Genomic DNA, 24,780 nt, shown 5'->3' on the forward strand with positions numbered 1-24,780 from the left:
GAATATTTAAGAAGGACTGCTCACAAGGCAGTCCTTCTTCTTTAAATTTCATTTTTTACCATTTGGTAATTGAGAACCTCTGCATGTTCAGGTACTTTGTTTAAAACAAAAATTATTATCATGGAAAATTCTCAGGTATTATTAACTGGAGTAACAGGGTTTCTTGGAACTCATACGGCAATCGAATTATTGAATAGAGGTTATAGGGTCAAAGGGTCTTTGAGGGATATGAAAAGAGCCGACTCCATCCGACAACTTATTGCAAAATATACAGATCATAGTGATCGATTGAGTTTTATTCAGGCAGATCTCCTCCAAAAAGAAGTATGGTTGGAGGCTTGCAAAGGTATGGATTACGTCATCCATGCGGCTTCTCCATTTCCAAGGGAACTCCCCAAGGACGAAAATGAATTAATCATTCCTGCGCATGACGGAACCCTAAACATACTAAAAGCAGCAAATCGAAATGGAGTAAAACGTGTGGTCTTGGTTTCCTCCATTTCAACGGTAGTTTATGGAAAGAATAAGGCGGATTTGAATCAGGTTTTTACTGAAAAAGATTGGACGGATGAAAAGAATAGCCAGGATACCATGCCTTATTTCAGAAGCAAGACTATTGCAGAAAAGGCGGCATGGAAGTTTATTGAAGAGGAAGGGACGGGAATGGAATTGGTGAGCATTCTTCCTGGAGCGATGTTAGGTCCAGTTTTAGAGCATGATTTCGGAACTTCAGCAAATATCGTAATCAAAATTCTGTCTGGAAGTATGCCTGCAATGCCAAAAATTGGCTTTGAAATCGTAGATGTACGATCTGTGGCTCAATTGTTGGTGCATTCTATAGAATTGAAACAAGCTGCTGGCCACCGTTTTATGGCTTCCGCTGGACATCTGACTATGAAGGACCTAGCCTTAATATTAAAAACTCAATTCCCTGATCGTAAAATCAGTAGTAAGGAATTGCCGAATTTTATGGCTCGGTTAATCTCTATTTTTGAACCTGCATTAAAACCCGTTTTATTAGATTTAGGTTTGAAACGAAAGGTGGATGCCAGTAAAGCCAATCGGATCTTGAAATGGAATCCTTATTCCATGGAAGAATCTATCCTAGCATGTGCAAACAGTGTTATTAATCTTGGAATCGTTAAGTAAATGCAAAAACTAAAATCCATATTGAAGTTTGGGGCAATCTTGTCGGATCAAGACGTTGATGAGATTGCTGCACACTTTAAAAGTAAATCCCTGCGGACCTCCGAATATTTCTTGGAAATAGGTCAAATTGCACATGAAATCGCTTTTATTGAGTCTGGAATTGTGAGAATTTTTAAACCTGATCAGTATGGAAATGAAATCACAAAATATTTCTTTAAAGAGAATCAGTTCTTTGTTGATCTTGAAAGCTATTACTCAGCAACATCTTCAAGTGAAGCATTTCAAGCTGTAGTTGATACCCAACTTTATACTATCCATAAGTTACAAGTTGAAAAGCTCTGTGAAAAAATTCCTAATTTCTTCATTTTTCTAAAAAGCATTACGGAGGCTACCTTATTGAATAAAATCAAGGATAATGACTTTCTAAATTTTGGAAGTTCAAAGACAAAATATCTAGAATTTGTACGTCGATATCCTAACTTAGCACTTCAAGTTCCTCAACAATATATCGCATCCTACCTAAAAATAACGGCACAATCCTTAAGTAGAATTCGAAGAGAAATCAGTCAGGATCGAAATTGATTAAATTCTTAACCCCAAAAATTATGTGTTCTTTTCTTAAATCCAGTTTTGTATTTCTATTGACCCTGTCTTTTTTCCAAAGTCAGGCTCAAACTGATAAACCACCCCACATTATCATTATCCTCGCAGATGATTTGGGGATAGGCGACCTGTCGACGTATTACAATAAGTATGAAACCCCGTATTTGGATCAACTTGGAAAAGAAGGAATCAAGTTTAGCAATTATTATAGTGCCTCGCCAATCTGTTCCCCGTCGAGAGCTGGATTGTTAACGGGACAGCGTCCCGCAAAACTACATTTCACCACCTTTCTAAATACCCGCGAAGATAATCGAAAAAAACAACAGGTTGATTTCTTGGATCCTAGTGTTCAGACGATGGCTAAGGTTTTGAAAAATCAAGGATACAAGACAGCGCATTTTGGGAAATGGCATTTAGGTGGTGGTAGGGATGTTACGAATGCTCCAAACTTTGATCAATATGGTTTTGATGCTTGGTCTGGAACTTATGAAAGTCCGGATCCTGATCCCGCAATAACCGCCAGTAATTGGATCTGGTCTGACCAAGACAGTATCAAACGCTGGAATAGGACCAAGTATTTTGTGGATAAAACCCTTAATTTCCTGAAAGAAAATAAAGATAAACCCTGCTTTATTAATGTATGGACCGATGATGTTCATACCCCCTGGATTGCTGCCGATGATGAACAAGGAAAATTCAATTGGAAACCACAGGAGGAGCGTAGTTTTAAACATGTTCTCAAAGAATATGATAAGCAGATCGGGAGATTAATGACCGGATTAAAGGACTTGGGCATTGATCAAAATACCATTGTTATTTTTATTAGTGATAATGGACCCTTGCCAAATTTTCGACAAGACCGCTCTGCAGGATTGCGTGGAAGTAAATTATCCTTATATGAAGGAGGCCTTCGCATGCCCATGTTGATTCGTTGGCCAGCAAAGATCAAGGCAAATCAAGAAGATCAACAAACCATTATTTCAGCGTTGGACCTGCTGCCGACCTTGGCAAAAATTGCAGATGCCCCAATAGCTGAAACCAAGGTCTTGGATGGCCAAGATGTAAGTCAGGCATTTTTTGGATCTCCCATCAAAAGAAAGGAACCATTAATCTGGGAATATGGAAGAAATGATTCCACGGTTTTCAGTTTCCCGAAAAAAATCAATCGAAGTCCTGCCTTAGCCTTACGAGACCAAAATTGGAAATTCTTCATGAATGAAGATCAATCAGAAATGGAATTGTACGATTTAAGTTCAGATCCTCATGAACAGCATAACCTTGCAAGTGAAAGGAAGAAGCTCGCCAAAAAATATGCGAAGATATTAACCAAATGGTGGTCAAATCTACCTGAATTCACAGTAAAATAATTTCAAAAAACTAAAAAATAATCGGATTGCTATCTCGGTTTGGTGCTAAATGAATATTCGAGATTTGGACGGTTTTTCAACAGTTCAAATGGCACGTTCTACCGGACTTTTTCCGCAGCTTCGCCGGACCTTCTTCGGATCTCCTTCGAATTTTTGCGGACAAGCTCCGACAGAAGTCAGAAGAAGCTCTGAACTAATATTGAATTCGAATTAAGTTTGAAAGGAATATCTTAGATTTAGTTACTTCTATGGAAAATTTAATATTTCAAAAATATCATCATTTTTAGCTTTAAATCGAGGTTTATTCACTTTAGAGGTTGAAAAATCAAGAAAAATATTGTTAATGTTAATTTTATTTACAGGAATGGTTTGTTTTTCTTTTCTTTTTTTAGCAAATTGATTTTTATTACAATTATTGATGATCCAGGACCAATGGATTTATAAATTATGAAGGACGGAAATCTAGACAGAGCATTTTTTCAGAAATACTATAAACCCCTGTGCTTTTTTGCATGGGAAATGGTGAATGATTCAGATTTAGCGGAGGATTTGGTTCAAGATGCTTTTACTGCCTATTGGAACAATAGAAGTAGGGTGTCCATTGAAGAAGATTCCATCAAGGCCTTTCTGTATAGTTCGGTGCGAAATGCTGTGTACAATATTCAGCGTAAGAATAAAGTCATTCAAAAATATTTTAATCGCTTGGGAAATAATGAAATTGATACCATCGATTATGAACATCAATTGATTACCAGTGAATTTTTTGCTGAACTTTATAAAATAGTTTCGGCCTTACCTGCAAGTTGTCAGCAAATATTTAATTTAAGCTATGTTGAAGGTTTGTCTAATCAACAAATTGCGGATGAATTATCCATTTCTGTCAACACCATCAAAACCCAAAAACAACGCGCCCTGAAAGTTATCAGGCAGAATCTGAACCCAGAATTGATGGTTGTTTTTGCGACATTATTTTTTTGTTAAAAAAATATTAAATACTTGTCACCCCTTTTCGTGATTTAGGTTTCTTGTACTTAAATTATGAAAGACCAATCATTTTATATTTCTAAATTATTAATCAAAAAACATCATTCTTTTCTTACAAAGGAAGAAGAAGAAGTGTTGAATACTTGGTTAGCCTCTAATCCGAAGAATCAGGAATTAGCGAATGATTTATTGGAGAAAGCGAAATCAGGTGTTGACCTATCTATTTTCGAAAAATTCGACGAGGAAGCTGCATTTCAAAGTTTTCAAGCAAAGAATAAGGGTCGCAGATTTGGGTTTCTCCCCTATGCTGCTGCTATCTTATTCGCAATTGGACTTGGTTATGTGTTTTTCTTGAATAAACCTGAAGCTGCGGATAATCGTTTTACGCAGATCGAAAGTGTTAAACATCAGAACGACGTATTGCCAGCAGGAAATGGCGCCTATTTATTTAATGAAGAAGGTGAGCAGGTTCAGGTTGAAGGCAATGTTGTGGTTCAAAAGAATGGGGATATTTCCAGCGAAAAAGGAGAGTCCTTGTTAGGCAAGGAAGATCAACCTTCCATGGAGAATACACTGGTTGTTCCTTCGGCAAGATTTTTCAATTTGACATTATCGGATGGTACCAAAGTCTGGATTAATGCAAATTCTCAACTTCGCTTTCCATCGGTATTCAGTGCGCATGAGAGAAGGGTGAAGGTGAAAGGGGAGGTTTATTTTGAAGTTGCCAAGGATGCGGAAAGACCCTTTTACGTAGAAAGTGAAGGCGCAGAAATCAAGGTTCTTGGAACACACTTCAATGTAAACAGTTACTCAGCTTTTTGTAAAACAACCTTGGCCGAAGGAAAGGTCCAAGTAAGCAATGGCAAGAAGACAGTTGAGCTCATCCCTGGGGAACAAGCCATTATTTCAGAATCCAAAGTGGATGTAGGGGAAGCAAATGTCGAGAAGGATTTGGCCTGGAAGAACAATATTTTTCAATTCAAGGGGGACAATATTGTCAATATTGCGAAGCAATTACAGAATTGGTACGATTTGGAAATTTCTTTCTCAAAAGAAGTTTCATTAACACAAACCTATACAGGAGAAATTAAAAGAGATGCGAAATTATCTGAGGTACTCAATATGTTGGAGTATGTCAGTAGCCTCGATTTTAGAATTCAAGGAAACAAATTACTTATCCTAAATAAATAACTATGAAATAGATTACTACTAAAAAATTATGAAAAAAAGAGAACAGAGATGTAGCAGCATCCCTGTTCAAGACTATTAAGCTAACGCGAATTACTAATTATTAACATTAACTCAACAATCAAATGTATGAATAACTTAACATTTGGCAAAAGGCGAGGTATGCAATCTTATTCCCTTTTTCCAAGAATTTTCCGAATTATGAAAATTACGACAGCGTTGATGCTAATTGGGCTGACTTGTGCATATGCTAGTGGTAAAGCTCAAAAAGTTACGCTTGCATTGAAAAATGCAAAGTTGGAGGATGCCTTTAAGGAAATTTCTAAACAGACTGAGTTTAAATTTCTTTATAATGACAACCTTGTAAAGCATGCTCGAAGGGTAAACCTAAACATTGAAAATTCTCCTGTGAAGGAAGCAGTTTTATTATTATTGAAGGATAATAAATTCAATTTTCAAATAATTGGTCAAACCATTACGATCAGTTCTCCTGTTGTCAATTCCGCAAATGTAACTTCTGTGGAATCTAATACAAACATGGAACAAAATACAGTGACAGGGGTTATTCGTTCGGACCAAGGGCAGGTTCTTTCCGGAGCTTCGGTTTTAGTGAAAGGTTCTTCCTCAGGAACGACGACGAATTCGAACGGTGAATTCAGTATTCAGGCCGCATCGAATGCGACCTTGGTTGTTCGGTATATTGGATACCAATCTCGTGAGATCCCAGTAGACAACAGACAAAACATCAATATTACCTTAACGGCAGTAAGTAATACTTTAGAGCAGGTGAATGTAGTTTCTACAGGTTACCAAAATCTAGATCGTAAATTATTTACAGGTGCTACGGCTAAAGTAAATGCCTTAGATGCAGAACGTAACGGGGTTCCTGATATTTCCAGAATGTTGGAAGGACAGGTTGCAGGGGTATCAGTACAGAACGTATCTGGTACATTCGGGGCTGCTCCTAAAATTCGTGTGCGTGGTGCAACTTCCCTATCCGGTGAAAATAAACCCTTGTGGGTTGTGGATGGAATCATTTTGGAAGACTTGGTAAATATTTCCAACGAAGCGCTTTCTACTGGTGATGCGAATACCTTGATTGGTTCATCCGTTGCAGGCTTAAACCCAGATGATATTGAATCATTCACCATCTTAAAGGATGCTGCAGCTACTGCGATGTATGGTGCACGTGCGATGAATGGTGTAATCGTTGTAACCACCAAAAAAGGTAGAAATACCGATGGGGTAGCACAAGTAAATTACACAGGTAACTTTACTACTTATTTGAAACCGGAATATAGTCAATTCGATATCATGAACTCTGCTGAGCAGATGTCCATTTTGTTAGAGCTTGACAATAAAGGTTTCTTTAACCACAGTGCAGCATCAAGAAGTAAAAACGGAGGAATTTTTTCCAAGATGTACAACCAAATGTATATCTACGATGAATCGAATGGAACATTTGGTTTAGAAAATACACGTGAAGCTAAATTGGGATATTTAGAAAGATATACCAAAGCAAATACAGATTGGTTTGATGTATTATTTAAGCAATCCCTATTACAAGACCATTCTGTTAGTATTACATCGGGATCTGCCAAATCACAAACGTATGTTTCTACCAGTTTTATCCATGATTCTGGTCAGACTTTAGGGGATAATGTAAAACGTTATACGGCCAACATTAGAAATAACCTGAGATTTAGTGAGAAATTCTCGGCAGAGTTGTTAATCAATGGATCCATTCGTGATCAAAGAGCTCCAGGTACATTAACTAGGGAGTCCGATCCAGTGTATGGAAAATATTCCAGAGATTTCGATATCAATCCATATTCTTATGCCTTGAATACCAGCCGTTTGTTGACTCCTTATGATGAGAATGGAAATTTAGAATATTTTACAAGAAACTATGCTCCATTTAATATTCTAAACGAGCTTGATCAAAACTATTTGAAATTAGGAAATATGGACTTAAAGGTTCAGGGTGGACTTCGTTATAAAATCCTTCCTGAATTGACAGCATCCGTAGATGGAGCTTATCGTTATGCGAGAACAGAAAGACAACACTATATTCTAGAAAATTCGAATATGGCGCAGACTTTTAGGGCGGCAGGAGATGCAACCATTATGGATGGTAATGATTTCTTATATTCTGATCCAGATTTACCAAACTCCTTACCACAAGTTATTTTACCTGAAGGAGGTTTCTACAATACTTCTTTGAATAACTTAAAGAATTATTACTTCCGTTCAAATTTAGAGTATGATGACACCTATAACATGGACCACCGATTAAATTTATTCGGTTCATTTGAGGTGCGTTATACGGATAGACAGAATTCCGACTATGAAGGGATTGGCTATCAATACAAGAATGGCGGATTAGTAAATCCAAATTATAGATACTTCAAAAAGATGATTGAAGCTGGGGATCCATATTTTGGAATGGGATATGAGTATGACCGTTTTGTTGCTGGGATGTTTAGAGCAGCCTATGCTTACAAGGACAAATATAGTGTTAACGTCACAACTCGTTTAGATGGTTCCAATAAATTAGGTGAATCCCGTGTTGCACGTTGGTTACCTACATGGAACGTGTCTGGTAAATGGAATATTGACCAAGAAGAATTCTTTAATCAAGACAATGGAATCGTGTCAGCGATTGGAATTCGTGGTACATATGGTTTGGTTGCCAGTCTTGGAAATGCAAGAAACTCAACAGCAATTTATTATAACCAAATTGCTTACCGTCCATATGAATCTGAAAAAGAGGCGATTACTAATCTTTCCAGTCTTGAAAACAGCAACTTGACTTGGGAGAAATTGTACGAATTGAACATCGGTGCTGATATGCAATTGTTCAATAAAATTGATTTAACAGCAGATTGGTATAATCGTAATATTTTCGATTTGATTGGAACTATTCGTACTTCAGGAATTGGAGGTCAAGGTAGAAAACAAGCCAATTACGCAGATATGAAATCTTCAGGTTTCGAGTTGACTGTAGCAGGAAATCCAGTTCAGAATGCAGATGGCTTTAACTGGAGAACCCAGCTTAATTTTGGTTACAACAAGAATGAGGTTACCAAGTTAGAGGTGAATCAAAATATCTGGACTTTGATTCGTGCTGAAGGAGCTGCGGTTGAAGGCCATGCGCAGAGAGGATTATTCTCGGTAGCTTTTGATGGTTTGGATCCTAACTATGGTTATCCAACTTATATTGGTACAGAAGGAACAAAAGACACCTATCTATACTTACAAAGTGAGGACATCGATTACCTAAAATATCATGGTCCAGTAGACCCAATCTTAACAGGAGGTTTCTACAATAACTTCAGATACAAGAACTTTGGTTTAACAGCATTATTCACATTTGCTACAGGTAACTACATCAGGTTACAGCCAACCTATGAATATGCATATGATGATATGGTATCTGTAAGTAAAGACATGGTAAACAGATGGATTATGCCTGGTGATGAAGAAAAAACCAATATTCCATCCCTTTTGGATGGCTTTAGTCTTGGTTATAACATCTTGAGACCAAATGGAAATACAGTTGATGCTCGATATAACTACAATACCTATAATTACTCAGATCAGCGTGTTGCCAAGGGAGATTTTATCCGATTAAAACAAGTTCAAATATCTTATATCCTTCCACAAAGCTTCCTTTCCAGGTTGAAGATGAGATCGGCGCAAGTAGCGTTGGTAGGAAACAATATTGCCTTGCTTTATTCAGATAAGAAATTAAATGGAGCAGATCCTGAGTTCTTTAATAATGGTGGTGTAGCTATGCCAGTTCCAAGGCAATATACATTTTCATTGAAGGTTGGTTTTTAAAAATAAGAGAAATGAAAATTAATAGATATATACTATTTGTTTTTGCAGGGATGTTATTCACGAGTTCTTGCAATAAATATTTGGACCAAAGTCCGGATATGAGGACACAAATTGACGATGTAGATAAGGTTGCTCAGTTGGTAGGCTCGGCCTATCCATCCTATAATTATTTAGCGATGGCAGAATCCTATTCTGATAACATCCATGATAAGGGAGTTGGAATTGGCAGTCTTGATGAACCTTATGTTTCCTATTACAACTGGGTAGACGTTGCAGGTGATGATAATAATGCACCTACTCAATATTGGAATGGTGTGTATGAGGGGATTTCTGCGGCAAACCATGCCTTAGAAGCGATTCGCACGAACAACTTTGGTCCAGAAGTCAATCCTTATAAAGGGGAGGCATTGATTGCCAGAGCTTATGGACATTTTATGTTGGCTATTTTCTTTGCACAACCCTATAATATTGGCGGAGATAACTCAACAGCCGGGATACCTTATGTGTCAGAGCCAGAGAAAGAAGCTTTACCAATGTATACCAGAGGTACAGTGAAGGAAACTTATGATAAGATTCGTCAAGATTTAGAAGAAGGCTTAGCTTTATTAGCTGGCGGACAGTGGAAAGTTCCTAAATATCACTTTACTCCAGCAGCGGCCTATGCATTTGCAGCACGCTTCTATTTATTTATTGGAGAATATGACAAAGCCATTCAAGCAGCAAATCAAATATTTCCAAACGGAGACTTTTCAGGGAAATTAAGACCCATCACAACTACTATTCAAGCGTACAGTTTGGCTCAACAATTAATTGAGTATACCAAAGCGGATAAAGAATATAACTTGTTATTGAGAGAAACCTATTCGGTGTACCAACGTGATGCTACATTCCAACGCTACGGTTATAGCCAGACCTTGTACAATGAGATGTTTTCCACTCCGGTATTTGAAGGTACTACCTTATATTCCAGAGGTATCAGTTATAACTCAGGTCAGGATTATACGGTGTATATGTACAATGAGTATTTCTATTTAACAAATGCACAGGCAGGTATTGGTTTTCCATATATCATGCAACCATTGTTTACATCGGATGAAGCTTTGATCAATAGAGCCGAGGCTTATGTACAAAAAGGAGATTTTGTTAAAGGTCTCATCGATATTAACCAATTTATAAGTGTTCGTGTAAGGAATTATAACAGTTCAGTTCACAATTTAACAGTTGATAAGGCGCTGAGATCATACGGAATTTCTGATCCTAAGAAGGCATTATTAGAGGCAATCTTAAGAATAAAACGTGCTGCATTTATGAGTGAAGGAATTCGTTGGATGGATATTATCAGACATGATCTCACAGTGAAGCATATTGATCTAGATGCGAAAGATACGGAGACGATTAGAGAATTAAAGCCAGAAGATTTGCGCCGGGTATTCCAAATTCCGGTGGAAGGTAAATTGGCAGGTATTGAACAAAATCCAAGATAACCGTTATGAAAAAAATAATCTTTAGTTTACTGGCCTTATCCTTATTGGTAAGCAGTACGTCTTGCGATAAAAATGAAGTCCTTGATGTGGATATGGACTCATACAATTATGATGATTTTGAGAAATTACCTATTGACGATTATATCAGTGAAAATTTAACCAAGCCATATAATGTGGAGGTCATTTATAGATTTGACCGCAGTCATTCTGATATAAATAAGAATATTTCACCGCCTGTTATCACTCAAGTTCAACCGGCCGTTGATATGGTATTAGAGGGATTTATTAAGGTTTACGAGCGAGTAGCTGGACCAACTTTTATTAAAACCTATACCCCGAAACAGTTTGTGTTGTTTGGTTCACATGCCTACAACTCCAACGGTTCAGTGACCCTAGGAACAGCAGATGGAGGACGTCGCGTGGTTTTATATGATGTGAATAATATCAATGCGAATAGTCCATCGGATATTAGTCGCCGTTTGCAAACAATTCACCACGAGTTCACGCATATTTTGAATCAGATTGTTCCGATTCAGGAAGCATTCCGTACCGTTACGACGGACTACGTAGCGGATTGGTTGGCAGCTGCGAATACCGATGCGGAAGCAAAAGCATTAGGATTTGTTTCCAGATATTCTAGGAGTAGTTTTCCGGAGGATTTTGCTGAAACCGTAGCGCATCTATTAGTAAAGGGTCAGGTTTGGTATGATATCTATGCCGCCGGTTCAACTGCTGATGGGAAAGCTAAGTTAAAGCTTAAACAGAGCCTTGTTGAAGATTACTTCATGAAATATCTGAATATTGATTTCAAGAAATTGCAATATGAATTCCAACAAACGTTAGCGACCAGGTATAATGATCAGTCGATGATGTTCTTGACCTATTTGAAATCCAACAATATCCAAAACTTGGTGGTTGATATGGATGGAAGTGCTACTGCGATGTATGGAAAATCAGAGGCGTTTTCGAAGGTTTGGGAAGAGGTTAGAGCTACATTAGCTCCAATGTATAATAATCGTGGATTTAAGCCAGGTGCATTTACTGTTTCCTTTGTTTCACAAACAGAAATGCAAGTACAGGCCATCTTCTCAGAACGAGATGGATCCACTAGTTATACGGCATTTTATGATTTCCAGATGATTCAAAATCCTGACGGGACCATTAATTTCAAGTTTGTAGATAAAGGGATAGATCAAACTCAATATAATAATGGACGGTTTGTTTTCGATGGCTATGTTCCTTTGTTGAGATACATTCAGAACAATACTTTCACTACGAATTGGGTATCACCGACAATTGTTGGTTCAGGGAACCTTATGAAGTTTGCTGGATTCTATGTGAAGGACAATCCGTCGAGTTATTTTTATGGACCAGTTACACTTAAATAAGAAATAATCATGAAAAGATTTTTATATATAGCCTTTCTTTTTATACTCTTTACGGGCTGTAGAAAGGAGCATGTTGATTTAACCTTTGGGGAGAAGCCTGAGGAAAGGATGAATGAACGTTTAACCGAGCTTCGGACCTTATTGAAATCATCGGAGAACGGTTGGAAGGCAAATTTAATGGTAGGTCTTCCGAGCTCATATTCTTTCTATTTTAAGTTTGAGGATGACAAGTTATGTACGATGGTCAGTGATTTTTCTGATCAAACAGCGACTGTTCCCTCCCAATCTACTTATCGGGTTTTGTGGACTATGAATGCTTCATTATTGTTTGATACCTTCAATTACATCACCATGCTTCAAGAGCCATCTTCACAATTCGGAGGTGTCTCGCCAAATGGGTATAAGAGTGATATTGAGTTTGAATATCTCAAACAATCCGGGGACAGTATTTACATGAGTGGGAAAAAGTATGATCAATCGTTGGTTTTAGTGAAAGCTAGCAAGGCGGAGAGTGATGGTTATATGAATAAAGGGTTAAAAACTTCAATGGATAAGACCAAGCAGTTTTTCATAGATAATCCCTATTCCTATATTTCAATTGACTCCGCTGGCGTAAATAATATGGTTGCTGTGGATTTATATCCGGGCGATAAAAACACGGCATTTTCAACGATGACTAAAGAAAAACTGGTTCGTGGGGAGAAAAGTCTCTTTACTTTCAATCTGACAGGTATGGATTTTACCACGGACAGTGTGAGTATGTTTGGGGTAATTTTCAAGAAAGCAGTTTGGGAAGGCAATCGCTTGTTTATTCACGATAGTAACGGCAAGAAATATGAGATTAAGAACCATACGGAAGCTGTTATTCCATTGAACAAAGCGATAGGTATTAAGTTCAAGTATTTGTTTTCCCCGTATAAGACTTATTTCCCTGGTACATCAGCTGATGGTTTGACGATTTTAAAACGTTACCATGATGGATTATTAAATGGAACAGGATTCCCATTCAATTATGGTGAGCTCTATTTTACATGGGATAGTTTCAATCAACGGGTAAACTTAATAGGATTTAGTAGTCAAAATGGAGGAGCATCAGGATGGAACACGACTATTGGTTTCAGTTATGTCTTTGATGAAGCTTCGCAAACCTTCAAATTCAGTAAGCGTTCTAATGCTACTGGAGGTTATGTGTCAGCAATTATGGATCAGATGGAGAAATTCCTATTAGAAAGTAGTTTTAAATTGGATTATTACGAAGAATCTGGCGTTTCTTACGGTAGAATTACTGGAGTAGAAAAACCAGGTGTTGTAATGACCTTTATGTTATTATAAGTAGATCTAATCTATTATAGGGTAAATTGGTTTGGAGCCGTCTTTATAGACGGCTCCTTTTTTGTATTTAAGGTGCTGTTGATTATTAGTTTATTTATTTTGCACTTGGCTAATTTCTTAGTAGATTTAATTATGCCGATAGCTTTCAAACATCTTTGGCAATTTTATAAGCCGATTTTCTTCATCAATCTTGCCTTGAGCTTGGCGATGAGTGTTCAATATATAGGATATTATCCCTATGTATTTATGACGGCGGGTTATCTGAGTTCAGCAGCGATTGTTCGTTTTTTTGAAGGAAATACCAAGTATCTGTTTTTTAATCTCGGTTTGACCAGAAAGGATTTAGTCCTCTATACCTTTATTGCCAATCTGATAATTTCTCTCGTATTTATTCTGATCTTTTACTATGGATTTAGCCGATAAAGAATTGTTTGTGGACTCTGTTCAATTTAGCTATAAAAGTGATCGCCCGCTTTTGACAGGAGGCTATTTAGTATTAAAAGTAGGGGATATCATTGGATTATTGGGGCGTAACGGATCAGGCAAGTCTACCTTTATGCGTATAATTTTCGGTGATTTACGAGCTCAATATGCTTATATCCGCTTGAATGGAAAGAAGATTAGGAAAGCTTTTCCATCAAAGGATGTTTGTTATTTACCTCAGGATTCATTTTTACCTACGAATTTTACGGTCAAAAAATCCATTGAGTTTATGCTTTCCGATTCCCAACGTATTTCCAATTTAGAACGGGATGAGGTGATTTTTCGTATTCTCGGCAATAAGATCGCAGAGCTAGCGGGGGGAGAATTAAGATATCTGGAGATTATGCTCTTGATGGAACAGGATGCTACATTTATTCTATTGGATGAGCCATTTACGGGTTTATCACCCATTTTAAAGGAGAAAATACAGGCCTTAATAGTTGAGAAATCCAGAATCAAAGGTATTTTGGTTTCTGATCATGATTATATGAATGTTTTGGATATCAGTAACCAATTGCTGTTGTTGGAAAATGGCGGTTGTCGAAAAATTAATAAGAAGGAGGAGTTGGAACAATTCTATGTTCCTATCGGGACTTTTGATGTTCGCCGAGATCCAAATTTAGAGGCTTAATATTCGGTTTTAAATGGCTTATTCTCCAATAGGCGCCTCTAAATTAGTATATTTGCTTAGCAAAACCCTTAAAGATAAATTACATGTCTACAATATTGATAAAGAATGCCCATGTTGTAAATGAAGGCAGCATCCAGGTGTTGGATCTATTTATTAAAAATGGTCGTATTGAAAAGATTGCTGGCAGCATCGACATGGATGCTGACCAAGTCATCAATGCAGAAGGATTACATTTGTTTCCAGGTCTGATTGATGATCAGGTTCATTTTCGCGAACCCGGATTAACACATAAGGCGAATATATTTACAGAAAGTAGGGCTGCAGTTGCTGGTGGAACAACTTCCTTTATGGAAATGCCTAATACTGTACCCAATACCTTGACTCAAAAATTACTTCAAGACAAGTACGATATTGGACAGGATAGTTCCTTGGCGAATTATTCTTTCTTTATGGGAGCCGCCAATGATAACCTAGATGAGGTCTTAAAAACAAATCCACGTGATGTTTGTGGAATCAAGGTTTTTATGGGTTCATCCACCGGGAATATGTTGGTAGATAATGAAAAGTCACTCGAGGCTATTTTTAGTCAGGCTCCAACCTTAATTGCTACCCATTGTGAAGATGAAGCTACAATTCAGGCGAATCTCGCAAAATATAAAGATCAATATGGCGAGAATGTAAGCATTGAAATGCATCCTTTGATCCGTTCTGCCGAGGCTTGTTATCTTTCTTCTTCGAAAGCTGTTGAATTAGCAAAAAAGAATAATACCCGTTTGCATATCTTGCATATTTCGACCGCAAAAGAGACCGGTTTATTTGATAATACCATTCCATTGGATCAAAAAAGGATAACAGCAGAGGCTTGTATTCATCATTTATGGTTTTCAGATGCAGACTATAAAAGCAAAGGGAATTTTATCAAATGGAATCCAGCGGTAAAGACGGCTAATGATCGGGATGCGATTTTAAAAGCAGTTTTGGATGGTCATATTGATGTGATTGCTACTGATCATGCTCCACATACCATTGAGGAAAAATCACAGGCTTATTTGCAAGCCCCATCGGGAGGGCCATTGGTTCAACATGCCCTTCAAGCTTTGTTGGATATGGTTAAGCAAGGGAAAATGACCTTGGAGCAGATGGTTCAAAAGACGGCCCATAATACGGCCATTCTATTTCAAATAGAACAAAGAGGATTTATTCGGGAGGGATTTTGGGCGGATTTGGTATTGGTAGATTTGAACAAACCTTATACGGTAACAAAAGAGAATATTTTATCCAAGTGCGCTTGGTCTCCTTTTGAAAATCATACATTTACTTCGACTATTGAACATACTATTGTTTCGGGATTATTGGCTTACACCAAGGGTCAGATTCAGGAAGTAGGTTCAGGACATCGTTTACTATTCAATCGTTAACCATGAATAAACGTTCATTTATTAAATCCTTGGGGATAGGATTAGCGGCACTTCCATTAATTGGAAAGACGGAAGCCATGGCTGTTGCCAATCAGTTGAAACCTTTAATTAAAGGAAAGGCCTTAAAAGCTGGTGATACTATTGGAATTATTGCACCAGCGAGTGCAGTTACAGGTGAAGATTCCATTAGCTTGACCAAGGAGGTTCTGGAATATTTTGGTTTTAAAGTAAAAGAAGGAAAGTATATCCGAGAACGCTATGGGAACTTAGCAGGAACGGATGATCAACGTTTGGAGGATTTACATGCGATGTTTGCCGATAAATCTATCGCTGGGATTCTATGCATTCGTGGTGGAGCTGGCGCCTCCAGGTTATTGAAGCGTATCGATTATGATATGATTGCCAAAAACCCGAAAGCTCTATTGGGATATAGTGATATTACGGCATTGATCATGGCTTTTCAAGCCAAAATTGGCATGGTTACTTTTCATGGGCCTGTTGGTACAAGTACCTGGAGTAATTTTGTTGCTAAAACCTTTACGGATCAATTCATTGAAAATAAGTTAGTGACCTATACAAACCCTGAGAAAAAAGGGGATGATATTGTTCAGTATAAAGATAGGATTAGCACCATCAATCCAGGGGTTGCTGAAGGGAAACTATTAGGTGGGAATTTGACTTTGATTTCGGGATTATGTGGTTCTGAATTCCTGCCGGATTTCAAGGATAGCATATTGTTCTTGGAGGAAATCAATGAATCCCCGGAAAAGGTAGACCGGATGTTCTGTCAATTGATGAACGCTGGAATACTTTCACAAATAAAGGGGTTTGTCTTTGGTAAGTGTACAGACTGTTCGCCTTCGGGAGGCTATGGTTCCTTGAACTTAGATCAGATTCTAAGGGATTATATCAAACCATTGAATATTCCATCTTACTCAGGAGCAGTTATTGGGCATATCAATGATCAGTTTTTATTGCCGGTTGGTGTAAAAGCAAGAATTGATGCGAATAAGGGTACAATAGAAATTTTAGAAAAAGCGTTAGTATAATATGAAGTTTTTTGTCATTTCCTTAAGTCTTTTGGCTGTAACGGCCTGCAGTAATCCATTCTCAGGGTCTTCCAACGGGAATATTCCGGGGTATAAATTGGATACTGCGCAGATGAATAAGATACATTCCACCTATAAAGAATCGGCTTTATTTTCAAGAAGATTCAAACATCAGGATGTTGATTCATTGATTCAATTGCATAGAAAAAGTGATCTATTTAAGATCACTGAAATAGGTAAGTCAGTTGAAGGCCGTTCGATCAATGAATTGGAATATGGAAATGGCGATAAAAAAGTAATGTTATGGTCCCAGATGCATGGTGATGAACCGACTGCAACGATGGCATTATTTGATTTGTTCAATTTTTTGGAAGGCAAAGGGGATGGATTTGATTCCGTCCGCACCATGTTAAAGGAAAAGTTGAATATTCACTTTATACCCATGTTGAATCCTGATGGTGCAGAACGTTATTTACGTAGAAATGCACAGAGCATTGATTTAAATCGAGACGCTCGAGCCTCACAAACGGTGGAAGGGGCTTTATTAAAGTCTAGAGCAAAGGCCATTCAACCTCGGTATGGCTTCAATCTTCATGATCAAAATATTTATTACAATGTTCCTGGAACTAAAAATCCAGTGACCATTTCTCTTTTGGCACCCGCTTACAATACGGAGAGAGAAATCAATGAGGTTAGGGAAGGAGCGATGCAAATCATTGTGGGAATGAATAAAATTCTTCAACAGTATATACCTGATGCCGTTGCGAAGTATGACGATACTTATACTCCTAGAGGGTTTGGTGATAATTTCCAATCCTGGGGTGCTAGTACGGTCTTAATTGAATCTGGTGGATTGAAGGGAGATCCAGAAAAACAGGAAATCAGAAAGTTGAATTTTGTAATCATCCTGAATGCATTGATGGAAATTGCGCAAGGGACCTATGAGAACTATGACGCCAAGGGTTACGAGGAGATTCCATTTAATGCAAGCAATATGCATGATATTGTAATCCGCGGTTTAGAATTTGGTTCAGATTCCATTCCTTTAAAGAGTGATATTGCTATTCGACGTGGTGAAAACACCGAGGGACGAGATTACTTTGTCCGTGGCCGCGTAGAAGATATTGGAGATTTACCTGAATCATTTGGCTATGATGAGGTCGATGGCGAGGGATTAAAATTTATTCAGGGAAAGATTGCGGAGAAGCCGGTTCCGACCTTTGAATCAATAACCCCTGAAATTGCCTATGATCTTTTGAAAAAAGGATATATGGCTGTTCAAGTGACTAACTTAAAACCGGAGCAAGCGAACATGTTGCACAACTTGCCGATACATGTTTATGGAGCCCAAGCCTTTGCGACCACGCCAGTAATTGATTTAGGAGGAACAGCAAATTTCTATATTGGGGATTCCAATGCCAATTTAAAATATGCTATCCTAAACGGTTATTTAATTGATCTATCCAAACCATTATCGGAAATAGGATTGTTAAAGAATAAAGTCCTTTAGAGGGATTTATATAAAATAAGAAGGGGCATAATCTTATGCCCCTTTCTGTTTTTTATGGTTTATCCCACCACAATTCAGTGCTTAAAGGCACTTCAGCTGGGACATTTGATCCGTTTTCTGTGATTTCATCGGCAGGGTAAGCTACTCTGCGAATAAATTTATCACCAAGGACCGCTCCAATAGGAAGTTTGAAATCCTTGTATTTATAATCAAAACGACGCACATCATTCCAAGCTTCTGCATTCAGATAAGTTACCACGTATTTTTCGCGGAAGATATCCAAAAGGGTCAAGTTAGCTTGTCCTTTAGAGATGGCGGTGATGTATTTAGTTGCATCGGCTGCAGGAACACCCAATTTATCCATACTGGCTTTGACCCCTGCCAGGAATGCAGCATACGCAACAGGTTTATTATTATCCCTGAATGCGGCTTCGGCTTCAATGAATTTCACCTCAGCATAGGTCAGGATCATTAATGGAGAAGTTTCGCTACTTACCGGAGATTTAGAGCTGATATAGCATTCATCGCGTACAGTATTTGCTGCTCCAACATTCCCTTGGCCACTTACAGTACCAACATATACACCATGCACTGTTTTTTCAGTAATCTTTGACACCCGTGGGTCTTCGATTCCGTAGGTTTTTCCATTTAATTGATCAATGAAATTACTACCTAACCAGCCATCAAGGTTGTTTAATAAGTTACTGATTGAAATCGATGCCCAAGGGTTGACACCTTGGAAAGTGCTCATTCCAACGTCCTCGGCATTGGACTCCAATGAAGCTTGCGCAGCCGCCAAAACTTGTTTAGGGTTATAGGAGGATTTTTTACTGACCTTATTTAATACACGAGCTTTCAGACCATTCGTAAGTTTGATCCATTTGTCGATATCCCCGCCACATAATAAGTCGTCTTTTTCACTTAATTGTTGGGATGGATCGGCTTTTTTGAAGTTTTCAAGAGCCTTGTTGATCAAGTCAACTTGTGCTTTATAAAGATCTTCTTCAGAATCGTAAGGTACAGTCAGGATTGTTTCTTTTCCGAAGGCTTTGCTATAAGGAGCGGAGCCCCAAGTATCAGCGACTAACCCTAACTGGTAGGCAGTTAATGCTTGGGAAACAGCCAAATGGTGGTGGGCACCTACTTCTTCAGATTTGACCATCAAGTCATACAGATCAGCCAAAGCATAATACAAATTATTCCAAGTCGTGGAGTTGTTGGTGATCTGATAGGTATCTGTATCCGAACCCCCGGATGGACTGGCGAAATATTGCGAATATTGATTATTAAAGTACGCTATTCTGTAATTATTATAGGCAGCTTTATGAGTAGCTGTAGATAATAATGCGGTCAAAGGTGGATTTTGAACGAAGTTAGGATTTTCAGTTAAATCGAAATAGTCTTTACAGCTGTTCATTGAGAACAAGGCCAAAGCTAATAACGATATTTTTCCTATTTTGATGAATTTGTTCATGATTTTAAGTATTAAAAGCCAACATTTAAGCTGAATAAGAAACTACGAACTGCAGGATAAGTCATCCCAGCAAAACCTTCGATATTAGATCCACTTGCTGTTGTTGAGTTTTCAGGGTCATAACCTGAATATTTAGTCCACAGTGCAAGGTTATTTCCAATAACAGAAATCCGAGCATTCTTAATAACTTTATTATCTAACCATTGTTGAGGGAGGCTATAGCCGATTGAAACGGAGCGTAGTCTCAACCAAGAGGCATCTTCTACGAAAAACTGAGAGTTTCCACGGAAGTTATCCCTGTAATAACCATTTCCATAATCTACGCCATTTTTAGGATCTTTACCTTGTCCTAACCACACTTCTTTTGTGTTCTTGCTTCCATCAGCTAGTACGCCGTCAAATACTTTATAATCATTACGGTCTTCCGTATAATCGGCTTCACCGAATGCGGCCATAAAGTTTCCTAATTGATTATATCGGGATTGACCTACGCGAGCATCCACCAAGATATTTAAGGAAAGGTTTTTATAGTTGAAGGTATTATTCCAACCACCCACCCAGCTAGGCTGCACATTTCCTAATTTTTTAGGTACTGATGTAGATTCTAATACTGGGAAACCATTAGCTCCGATCAATAAAGGACGGCTTTCGTCATACTCACGAGTTTTATCCAATCCTTGAGCGATCTCATCTGCTGTGTAATAACGTTTGTAAGTTCTACCGTAAAGTGTACCATAAGATTCACCTGGACGAATACGCATGGAAACTGTAGAGTTCAAATAACCATATTCCGATGAAACAACGATTTCATCATCCAGGTCTTCGCGAATTTCAAGAATTTTATTTCTATTGATGGAGAAATTGATGTTTGAGTTCCATGTAAAATTTTCTTTTTTAACAGGTACCGTATTAAGGGTTAATTCCAGACCACGGTTTTGGATACTTCCCGCATTAATAGATGCCGTTACGAAACCGGTTGCTGAGGTCACAGGTACTTGAATGATTTGATCCCTACTGATAGAATTATACAATGTAAAATCCAATCCTAATCTACTTTGAAAGAATTTCAATTCAAATCCAGCTTCATAAGTGTCTGTGAATTCAGGTTTTAACTCAACATTTCCAAGTAAGGCAGGTCTAGTAAAACCAATATATCCCGTAGGCAGGTTGCTATAAGGTCCAAAACCTGAACTTGTAGAATATGGAGGAGCATCCTTACCAATTTGAGCATAGGAGAACCTCAGCTTTCCAAAGTTAATGACTTCCGGAAGAGTGATATGGTCGGAAATTACATAACTAACTGTGGCAGAAGGGTAATTGAAAGATCTGTTTTTAGGTGCTAAAGAAGACGTTATATCTTGTCTGGAGGTTAGTGTTAAAAATAGAAAATCTTTATAAGTCATTTCTAATTCAGCAAAATATCCCATCAACCTGTATTTTTCAATATACGAGTCGGCCTTAATGATGTTAGCATTTCCTAAGTCGAACCAATTATAGACTGTTAAGTCACCACCTTGTGTAGATGTTCTCTTGATATATCGATCATAAATATCTTGACCAAGTCTCAGTTTTGCATTGAAATCTTCATTGAAATCATGTTTGAAGGTTGCAATAAAGGTGCTGTTAATCGCTCTGAAATTATTGCTATACACATTATAGAATCCACGTCCATCAGCCCCTTCCACACCATTATCATAGACTAGTCTTTCATCGGCAAGACCTTGGTATCCGATAGCTGTTCCTTCGCGATTATCGCTATAGGCGTCAATTCCTGCTCTATACATTAGGTCTAACCATTTCGCTGGGGAAAAGGTGAAATCCACTCCACCAATAACCCGTAAAACATCATCTTTCAATCTATTAGTATTCGCAACATAAATTGGATTGTCGGTATCCCCATAAGATTTCATGGTTCCATTATCCATTAAGTAATCTCGGATATTGTATCTAGGAGTCCAATAGATTAATTGTTCCGCATAACGGTTAGCATTTCCACGATAGCCACCTGAATTAGATACAGCTAAGGAAGAACCACCTTTAAATTTTTCACTAATGGTAAAATTGGTGTTCAATCGAGCCTGGTAAGTCTTGAAATCGGTGGACGGCATTACCCCATTGTGTTTCATTTGAGAAAGGGAGGTTAAGAAAGTGAATTTCTCGGATCCACCCGAAATATTTAGGGAGTTACGGAATTGATTTCCGGTATCAAATGCTTCTTCAAAAGGTTTATATAATGTACTTGGATGGGTAGGGTCTACTTTCATAGCTTCCTCTACAGTAGGTCCCCATGCAGGCCAGAAATCATCCTTATTGTACACCCCTTTCCAACCTTGGGTATAGGTATCTTGCATTTTAGGGAATTTATTGACATTTTCAAAGCCAACAGTTCCTTGGTAATCAATTCTGAGGGTTCCAGCTTTACCGCTTTTTGTAGTAATGATTACCACCCCATTTGCTCCTCTCAAGCCATATAGGGCAGTTGCTGCACCACCTTTTAGGATATTGATGGTTTCAATATCGTCGGGATTAATATCAACCGAACGATTACTCATACCGCGAACTTCTGCGCCACCTTGAACCGAAGTAGAGTTGTCCATTAGGATACCATCTATTACGAAGAGAGGGTTATTGTCACGGGTTGGGTCGATGGAGTTGATCCCGCGGATTTGGATATTTGCACCTTGTCCTGGAGCACCCCCCGTAGAACTAATGGTAGCACCTGCAATTTTACCTTGTAAGGCGTTTACCAGGTTCGGTTGTTTGTTGCTGTTCAAAGTTTCATTTGTAACACCTTGAGCGGCATATCCTAGAGATTTTTCACTTCTTTGAATCCCGAGTGCGGTGACTACGACTTCATCGATTTCACTATCTACATGTTGTAGTTGTACAGACAGGTTTGTCTTTCCATTGATAGGTACTTCAATGCTGCTGTATCCTACTGCACGAATCGTTAAAATCCCATTACTTGGGGCATTCAAAGAAAACAATCCGTTCTCATTGCTGGCGGTTCCTTGTTGCGTGCCTTTAATAAAGATAGAAGCCCCTACAATTGGTTCTCCTTCGGCATTGGTCACCTTTCCAGCTATGGACAATTGTTGTGCGGAAAGCATCTGTATGGTGCACAAGGATGCTACCGCAATTGATAAGCAAGTTGGTAGATTCATTTTTAGAGTTATTGGTTATTTAGATAAACGAATATAACGGATTCATGTTAAAAACAATGAATAAATTGCAAAAATATGCAAGATGCATTGTTGTATTCATTACCTAATGGGGTTATTTTTGCGAATACTATTATAATCTTTGCGTGTTTGTGAAGTTTTTCAGAAAATGCGGAACTGATTTGAGGACCAAAAAAAAGGACGATCACATGTGATCGTCCTTGTCATTTCTAGAATATTGTAATATTAATACCCTGGATTTTGTTGTGCTTCTAATCCTGGGTTAGCATTGATTTCTACCTGTGGAATTGGTAACAATGTTTTATAGAATTTCCTTGTAATGGTTTTCTCACGGTGGTTCATCGCGACACCAACATGTTCATCATTGAAGGTAATTGTTTTATTGAGGCGGATCATATCCCAGAAGCGATGACCTTCGCCATATAATTCTTTACTTTTTTCGTCTAGGATCATCTGTTCAGTAATAGTTGCTGCGGTTGCTGCTGCCAGGTCAGGTGATCTTTTACGGATTTGATTTAGATATTCAGCTGCTTTTCCAGGGTCAGCTGCTTTTTTCTTTAATGCTGCTTCCGCTGCAGTTAAGTACATTTCCGAAAGACGAATCACCTTAATGTTAACAGCAGTATAAGGTGTTTTACCATCACCTGGTTTTTTAGCTGCAGTACCACCTACATACTTATAACAAGCTGCAACGCGGTCTAATTCATCTTTGGTGAATATTCCCCAACGAACATCATTAGGGTCTTGAGCCAAACGATTGACGAAGTAATCAGATGCTGTAAAATTTCCAATAGCATTTTCATCCTTGTTTCTTAAGTAATAGAACCCGAGAGAGGATGAACCTAGATCGCCTTGGTCTTTCATTTTGATGATTTCAAAGATGGACTCAGAGCCTTTTTCTTTAGACCAAGATGCCACCCAATTTTCATTGGAATAAAGGGAATAAGCTTTACTGGCGATGACTTCATCTGCTGCTTCCAAAGCTTTGTCATAATCCCCCATAGTCAAATACACTCGGGAAAGAATTGCTTTTGCTGCGTAGTAATTAATGTAACCATGATTAATATTTTTAGGCAAGATTGCCGTTGCTGCATTTAAATCAGCAAGGATTTGCTTATAAACATCGGCTACTTTTTCACGCGAAGGTTTTGCTGTATCTTCTAATAAAGCTGTTGTAATTGGAACTCCCAATGCATTAGGATCATCCGTATAGGTTTTGCCATAAATTCTCACCAGATCAAAGTACATCATTGCGCGAAGGGTCAATGCTTGTCCTTTTTCATTGTCAAACTTAAGGGTTGAACCAGAAGCTTGCAGTGCTTCGATGTTACTGATAATATTATTGGCTTGCAGGATGGCATTAAATCCATCGGTCCAAAATCCGGAGTAGCTATTATTGTCTTTGTTGTGATTAAAAACATAAAAGGCATCTAAACCACGACCTTGGGAAACGATTGTTAAATCGCCACCTTTTGCATCTGCGTATAATAATATATTACGACCATAAAGAGAACCGGCGCCTAATTTGCTGGTTAAGCCATTGATCATGACTTGGGCATCTTCTACAGTCTTGATCGTTGCCGAGGCTTCGATCGAGTTGGTTGGATTAACATCCAAAAATCCTTTACAAGAGAATAATGATAAACTTGCTAAGGCTATGATATATAAAGATTTCTTTTTCATGTGGATAATATT

17 protein-coding genes are annotated in these 24,780 nt (G+C 38.2%); 14 read left to right on the forward strand and 3 right to left on the reverse strand.

Going from position 1 to position 24,780, the window contains the following annotated elements:
• Nucleotides 1-120: 120 nt before the first annotated feature.
• From ACF3OC_RS04305 to ACF3OC_RS04370, 14 genes are all read left to right on the forward strand, one after another.
• A complete protein-coding gene (locus ACF3OC_RS04305) occupies nucleotides 121-1,149 on the forward strand; it encodes an aldehyde reductase (RefSeq protein WP_094280806.1) in 1,029 nt (342 codons plus the stop codon).
• A complete protein-coding gene (locus tag ACF3OC_RS04310; protein ID WP_094280807.1) occupies nucleotides 1,150-1,731 on the forward strand; it encodes a Crp/Fnr family transcriptional regulator in 582 nt (193 codons plus the stop codon).
• Nucleotides 1,732-1,754: 23 nt separating this feature from the next.
• Nucleotides 1,755-3,119 carry a sulfatase-like hydrolase/transferase gene (locus ACF3OC_RS04315; protein ID WP_094280808.1) on the forward strand — a complete coding sequence of 455 codons (1,365 nt, stop codon included), beginning with the start codon at nucleotides 1,755-1,757 and terminating at the stop codon, nucleotides 3,117-3,119.
• 447 nt (nucleotides 3,120-3,566) lie between these two features.
• Entirely contained in the window at nucleotides 3,567-4,100 is a 534-nt protein-coding gene (locus ACF3OC_RS04320) for an RNA polymerase sigma-70 factor (protein ID WP_094280809.1), read from the forward strand.
• A gap of 57 nt (nucleotides 4,101-4,157) precedes the next feature.
• Nucleotides 4,158-5,294: a FecR family protein gene (locus tag ACF3OC_RS04325; RefSeq protein WP_094280810.1), complete on the forward strand. Its 1,137-nt coding sequence runs from the start codon at nucleotides 4,158-4,160 to the stop codon at nucleotides 5,292-5,294.
• A 198-nt stretch (nucleotides 5,295-5,492) separates the two neighbouring features.
• The gene (locus ACF3OC_RS04330; protein ID WP_179221469.1) at nucleotides 5,493-9,134 is read left to right on the forward strand and encodes a SusC/RagA family TonB-linked outer membrane protein; all 3,642 of its coding nucleotides are present in this window, start codon (nucleotides 5,493-5,495) and stop codon (nucleotides 9,132-9,134) included.
• Between the two features lie 11 nt (nucleotides 9,135-9,145).
• Nucleotides 9,146-10,618, forward strand: a complete 1,473-nt coding sequence (locus ACF3OC_RS04335) for a RagB/SusD family nutrient uptake outer membrane protein (RefSeq protein WP_392470977.1) — start codon at nucleotides 9,146-9,148, stop codon at nucleotides 10,616-10,618.
• Between the two features lie 5 nt (nucleotides 10,619-10,623).
• Nucleotides 10,624-12,006: a substrate import-associated zinc metallohydrolase lipoprotein gene (locus ACF3OC_RS04340; RefSeq protein WP_094280813.1), complete on the forward strand. Its 1,383-nt coding sequence runs from the start codon at nucleotides 10,624-10,626 to the stop codon at nucleotides 12,004-12,006.
• 9 nt (nucleotides 12,007-12,015) lie between these two features.
• The gene (locus ACF3OC_RS04345; protein WP_392470979.1) at nucleotides 12,016-13,338 is read left to right on the forward strand and encodes a DUF4302 domain-containing protein; all 1,323 of its coding nucleotides are present in this window, start codon (nucleotides 12,016-12,018) and stop codon (nucleotides 13,336-13,338) included.
• A gap of 132 nt (nucleotides 13,339-13,470) precedes the next feature.
• Complete coding sequence (locus ACF3OC_RS04350) at nucleotides 13,471-13,761, forward strand: hypothetical protein (RefSeq protein ID WP_094280815.1); 291 nt, start codon at nucleotides 13,471-13,473, stop codon at nucleotides 13,759-13,761.
• Entirely contained in the window at nucleotides 13,745-14,452 is a 708-nt protein-coding gene (locus ACF3OC_RS04355; protein WP_094280816.1) for an ATP-binding cassette domain-containing protein, read from the forward strand. Before ACF3OC_RS04350 ends, ACF3OC_RS04355 begins: the two co-directional genes overlap by 17 nt.
• Nucleotides 14,453-14,535: 83 nt before the next feature.
• Nucleotides 14,536-15,870: a dihydroorotase gene (locus tag ACF3OC_RS04360; protein ID WP_094280817.1), complete on the forward strand. Its 1,335-nt coding sequence runs from the start codon at nucleotides 14,536-14,538 to the stop codon at nucleotides 15,868-15,870.
• 2 nt (nucleotides 15,871-15,872) lie between these two features.
• Nucleotides 15,873-16,919, forward strand: a complete 1,047-nt coding sequence (locus tag ACF3OC_RS04365) for an LD-carboxypeptidase (RefSeq protein WP_094280818.1) — start codon at nucleotides 15,873-15,875, stop codon at nucleotides 16,917-16,919.
• 1 nt (nucleotide 16,920) lies between these two features.
• Nucleotides 16,921-18,429 (forward strand): M14 family zinc carboxypeptidase, encoded by a 1,509-nt coding sequence (locus ACF3OC_RS04370; protein ID WP_094280819.1) that lies wholly within the window; start codon nucleotides 16,921-16,923, stop codon nucleotides 18,427-18,429.
• A 52-nt stretch (nucleotides 18,430-18,481) separates the two neighbouring features.
• Here ACF3OC_RS04370 and ACF3OC_RS04375 read toward each other — a convergent pair whose 3' ends face one another.
• From ACF3OC_RS04375 to ACF3OC_RS04385, 3 genes are all read right to left on the reverse strand, one after another.
• Nucleotides 18,482-19,903 carry a SusD/RagB family nutrient-binding outer membrane lipoprotein gene (locus tag ACF3OC_RS04375; protein ID WP_094280820.1) on the reverse strand — a complete coding sequence of 474 codons (1,422 nt, stop codon included), beginning with the start codon at nucleotides 19,901-19,903 and terminating at the stop codon, nucleotides 18,482-18,484.
• An 11-nt stretch (nucleotides 19,904-19,914) separates the two neighbouring features.
• A complete protein-coding gene (locus ACF3OC_RS04380; protein ID WP_392470983.1) occupies nucleotides 19,915-23,067 on the reverse strand; it encodes a SusC/RagA family TonB-linked outer membrane protein in 3,153 nt (1,050 codons plus the stop codon).
• Nucleotides 23,068-23,310: 243 nt separating this feature from the next.
• A complete protein-coding gene (locus ACF3OC_RS04385) occupies nucleotides 23,311-24,768 on the reverse strand; it encodes a RagB/SusD family nutrient uptake outer membrane protein (protein ID WP_094280822.1) in 1,458 nt (485 codons plus the stop codon).
• Between the last annotated feature and the right edge of the window lie 12 nt (nucleotides 24,769-24,780).

Source organism: Sphingobacterium cellulitidis, from assembly GCF_043187465.1.
GTDB classification, from domain to species: Bacteria; Bacteroidota; Bacteroidia; order Sphingobacteriales; family Sphingobacteriaceae; genus Sphingobacterium; species Sphingobacterium cellulitidis.

Coding starts and splice junctions, on each gene's coding strand:
- ACF3OC_RS04305 (WP_094280806.1), top strand. CDS start 121: ATGGAAAATTCTCAGGTATTATTAACTGGAGTAACAGGGTTTCTTGGA.
- ACF3OC_RS04310 (WP_094280807.1), top strand. CDS start 1,150: ATGCAAAAACTAAAATCCATATTGAAGTTTGGGGCAATCTTGTCGGAT.
- ACF3OC_RS04315 (WP_094280808.1), top strand. CDS start 1,755: ATGTGTTCTTTTCTTAAATCCAGTTTTGTATTTCTATTGACCCTGTCT.
- ACF3OC_RS04320 (WP_094280809.1), top strand. CDS start 3,567: ATGAAGGACGGAAATCTAGACAGAGCATTTTTTCAGAAATACTATAAA.
- ACF3OC_RS04325 (WP_094280810.1), top strand. CDS start 4,158: ATGAAAGACCAATCATTTTATATTTCTAAATTATTAATCAAAAAACAT.
- ACF3OC_RS04330 (WP_179221469.1), top strand. CDS start 5,493: ATGAAAATTACGACAGCGTTGATGCTAATTGGGCTGACTTGTGCATAT.
- ACF3OC_RS04335 (WP_392470977.1), top strand. CDS start 9,146: ATGAAAATTAATAGATATATACTATTTGTTTTTGCAGGGATGTTATTC.
- ACF3OC_RS04340 (WP_094280813.1), top strand. CDS start 10,624: ATGAAAAAAATAATCTTTAGTTTACTGGCCTTATCCTTATTGGTAAGC.
- ACF3OC_RS04345 (WP_392470979.1), top strand. CDS start 12,016: ATGAAAAGATTTTTATATATAGCCTTTCTTTTTATACTCTTTACGGGC.
- ACF3OC_RS04350 (WP_094280815.1), top strand. CDS start 13,471: ATGCCGATAGCTTTCAAACATCTTTGGCAATTTTATAAGCCGATTTTC.
- ACF3OC_RS04355 (WP_094280816.1), top strand. CDS start 13,745: ATGGATTTAGCCGATAAAGAATTGTTTGTGGACTCTGTTCAATTTAGC.
- ACF3OC_RS04360 (WP_094280817.1), top strand. CDS start 14,536: ATGTCTACAATATTGATAAAGAATGCCCATGTTGTAAATGAAGGCAGC.
- ACF3OC_RS04365 (WP_094280818.1), top strand. CDS start 15,873: ATGAATAAACGTTCATTTATTAAATCCTTGGGGATAGGATTAGCGGCA.
- ACF3OC_RS04370 (WP_094280819.1), top strand. CDS start 16,921: ATGAAGTTTTTTGTCATTTCCTTAAGTCTTTTGGCTGTAACGGCCTGC.
- ACF3OC_RS04375 (WP_094280820.1), bottom strand. CDS start 19,903: ATGAACAAATTCATCAAAATAGGAAAAATATCGTTATTAGCTTTGGCC.
- ACF3OC_RS04380 (WP_392470983.1), bottom strand. CDS start 23,067: ATGAATCTACCAACTTGCTTATCAATTGCGGTAGCATCCTTGTGCACC.
- ACF3OC_RS04385 (WP_094280822.1), bottom strand. CDS start 24,768: ATGAAAAAGAAATCTTTATATATCATAGCCTTAGCAAGTTTATCATTA.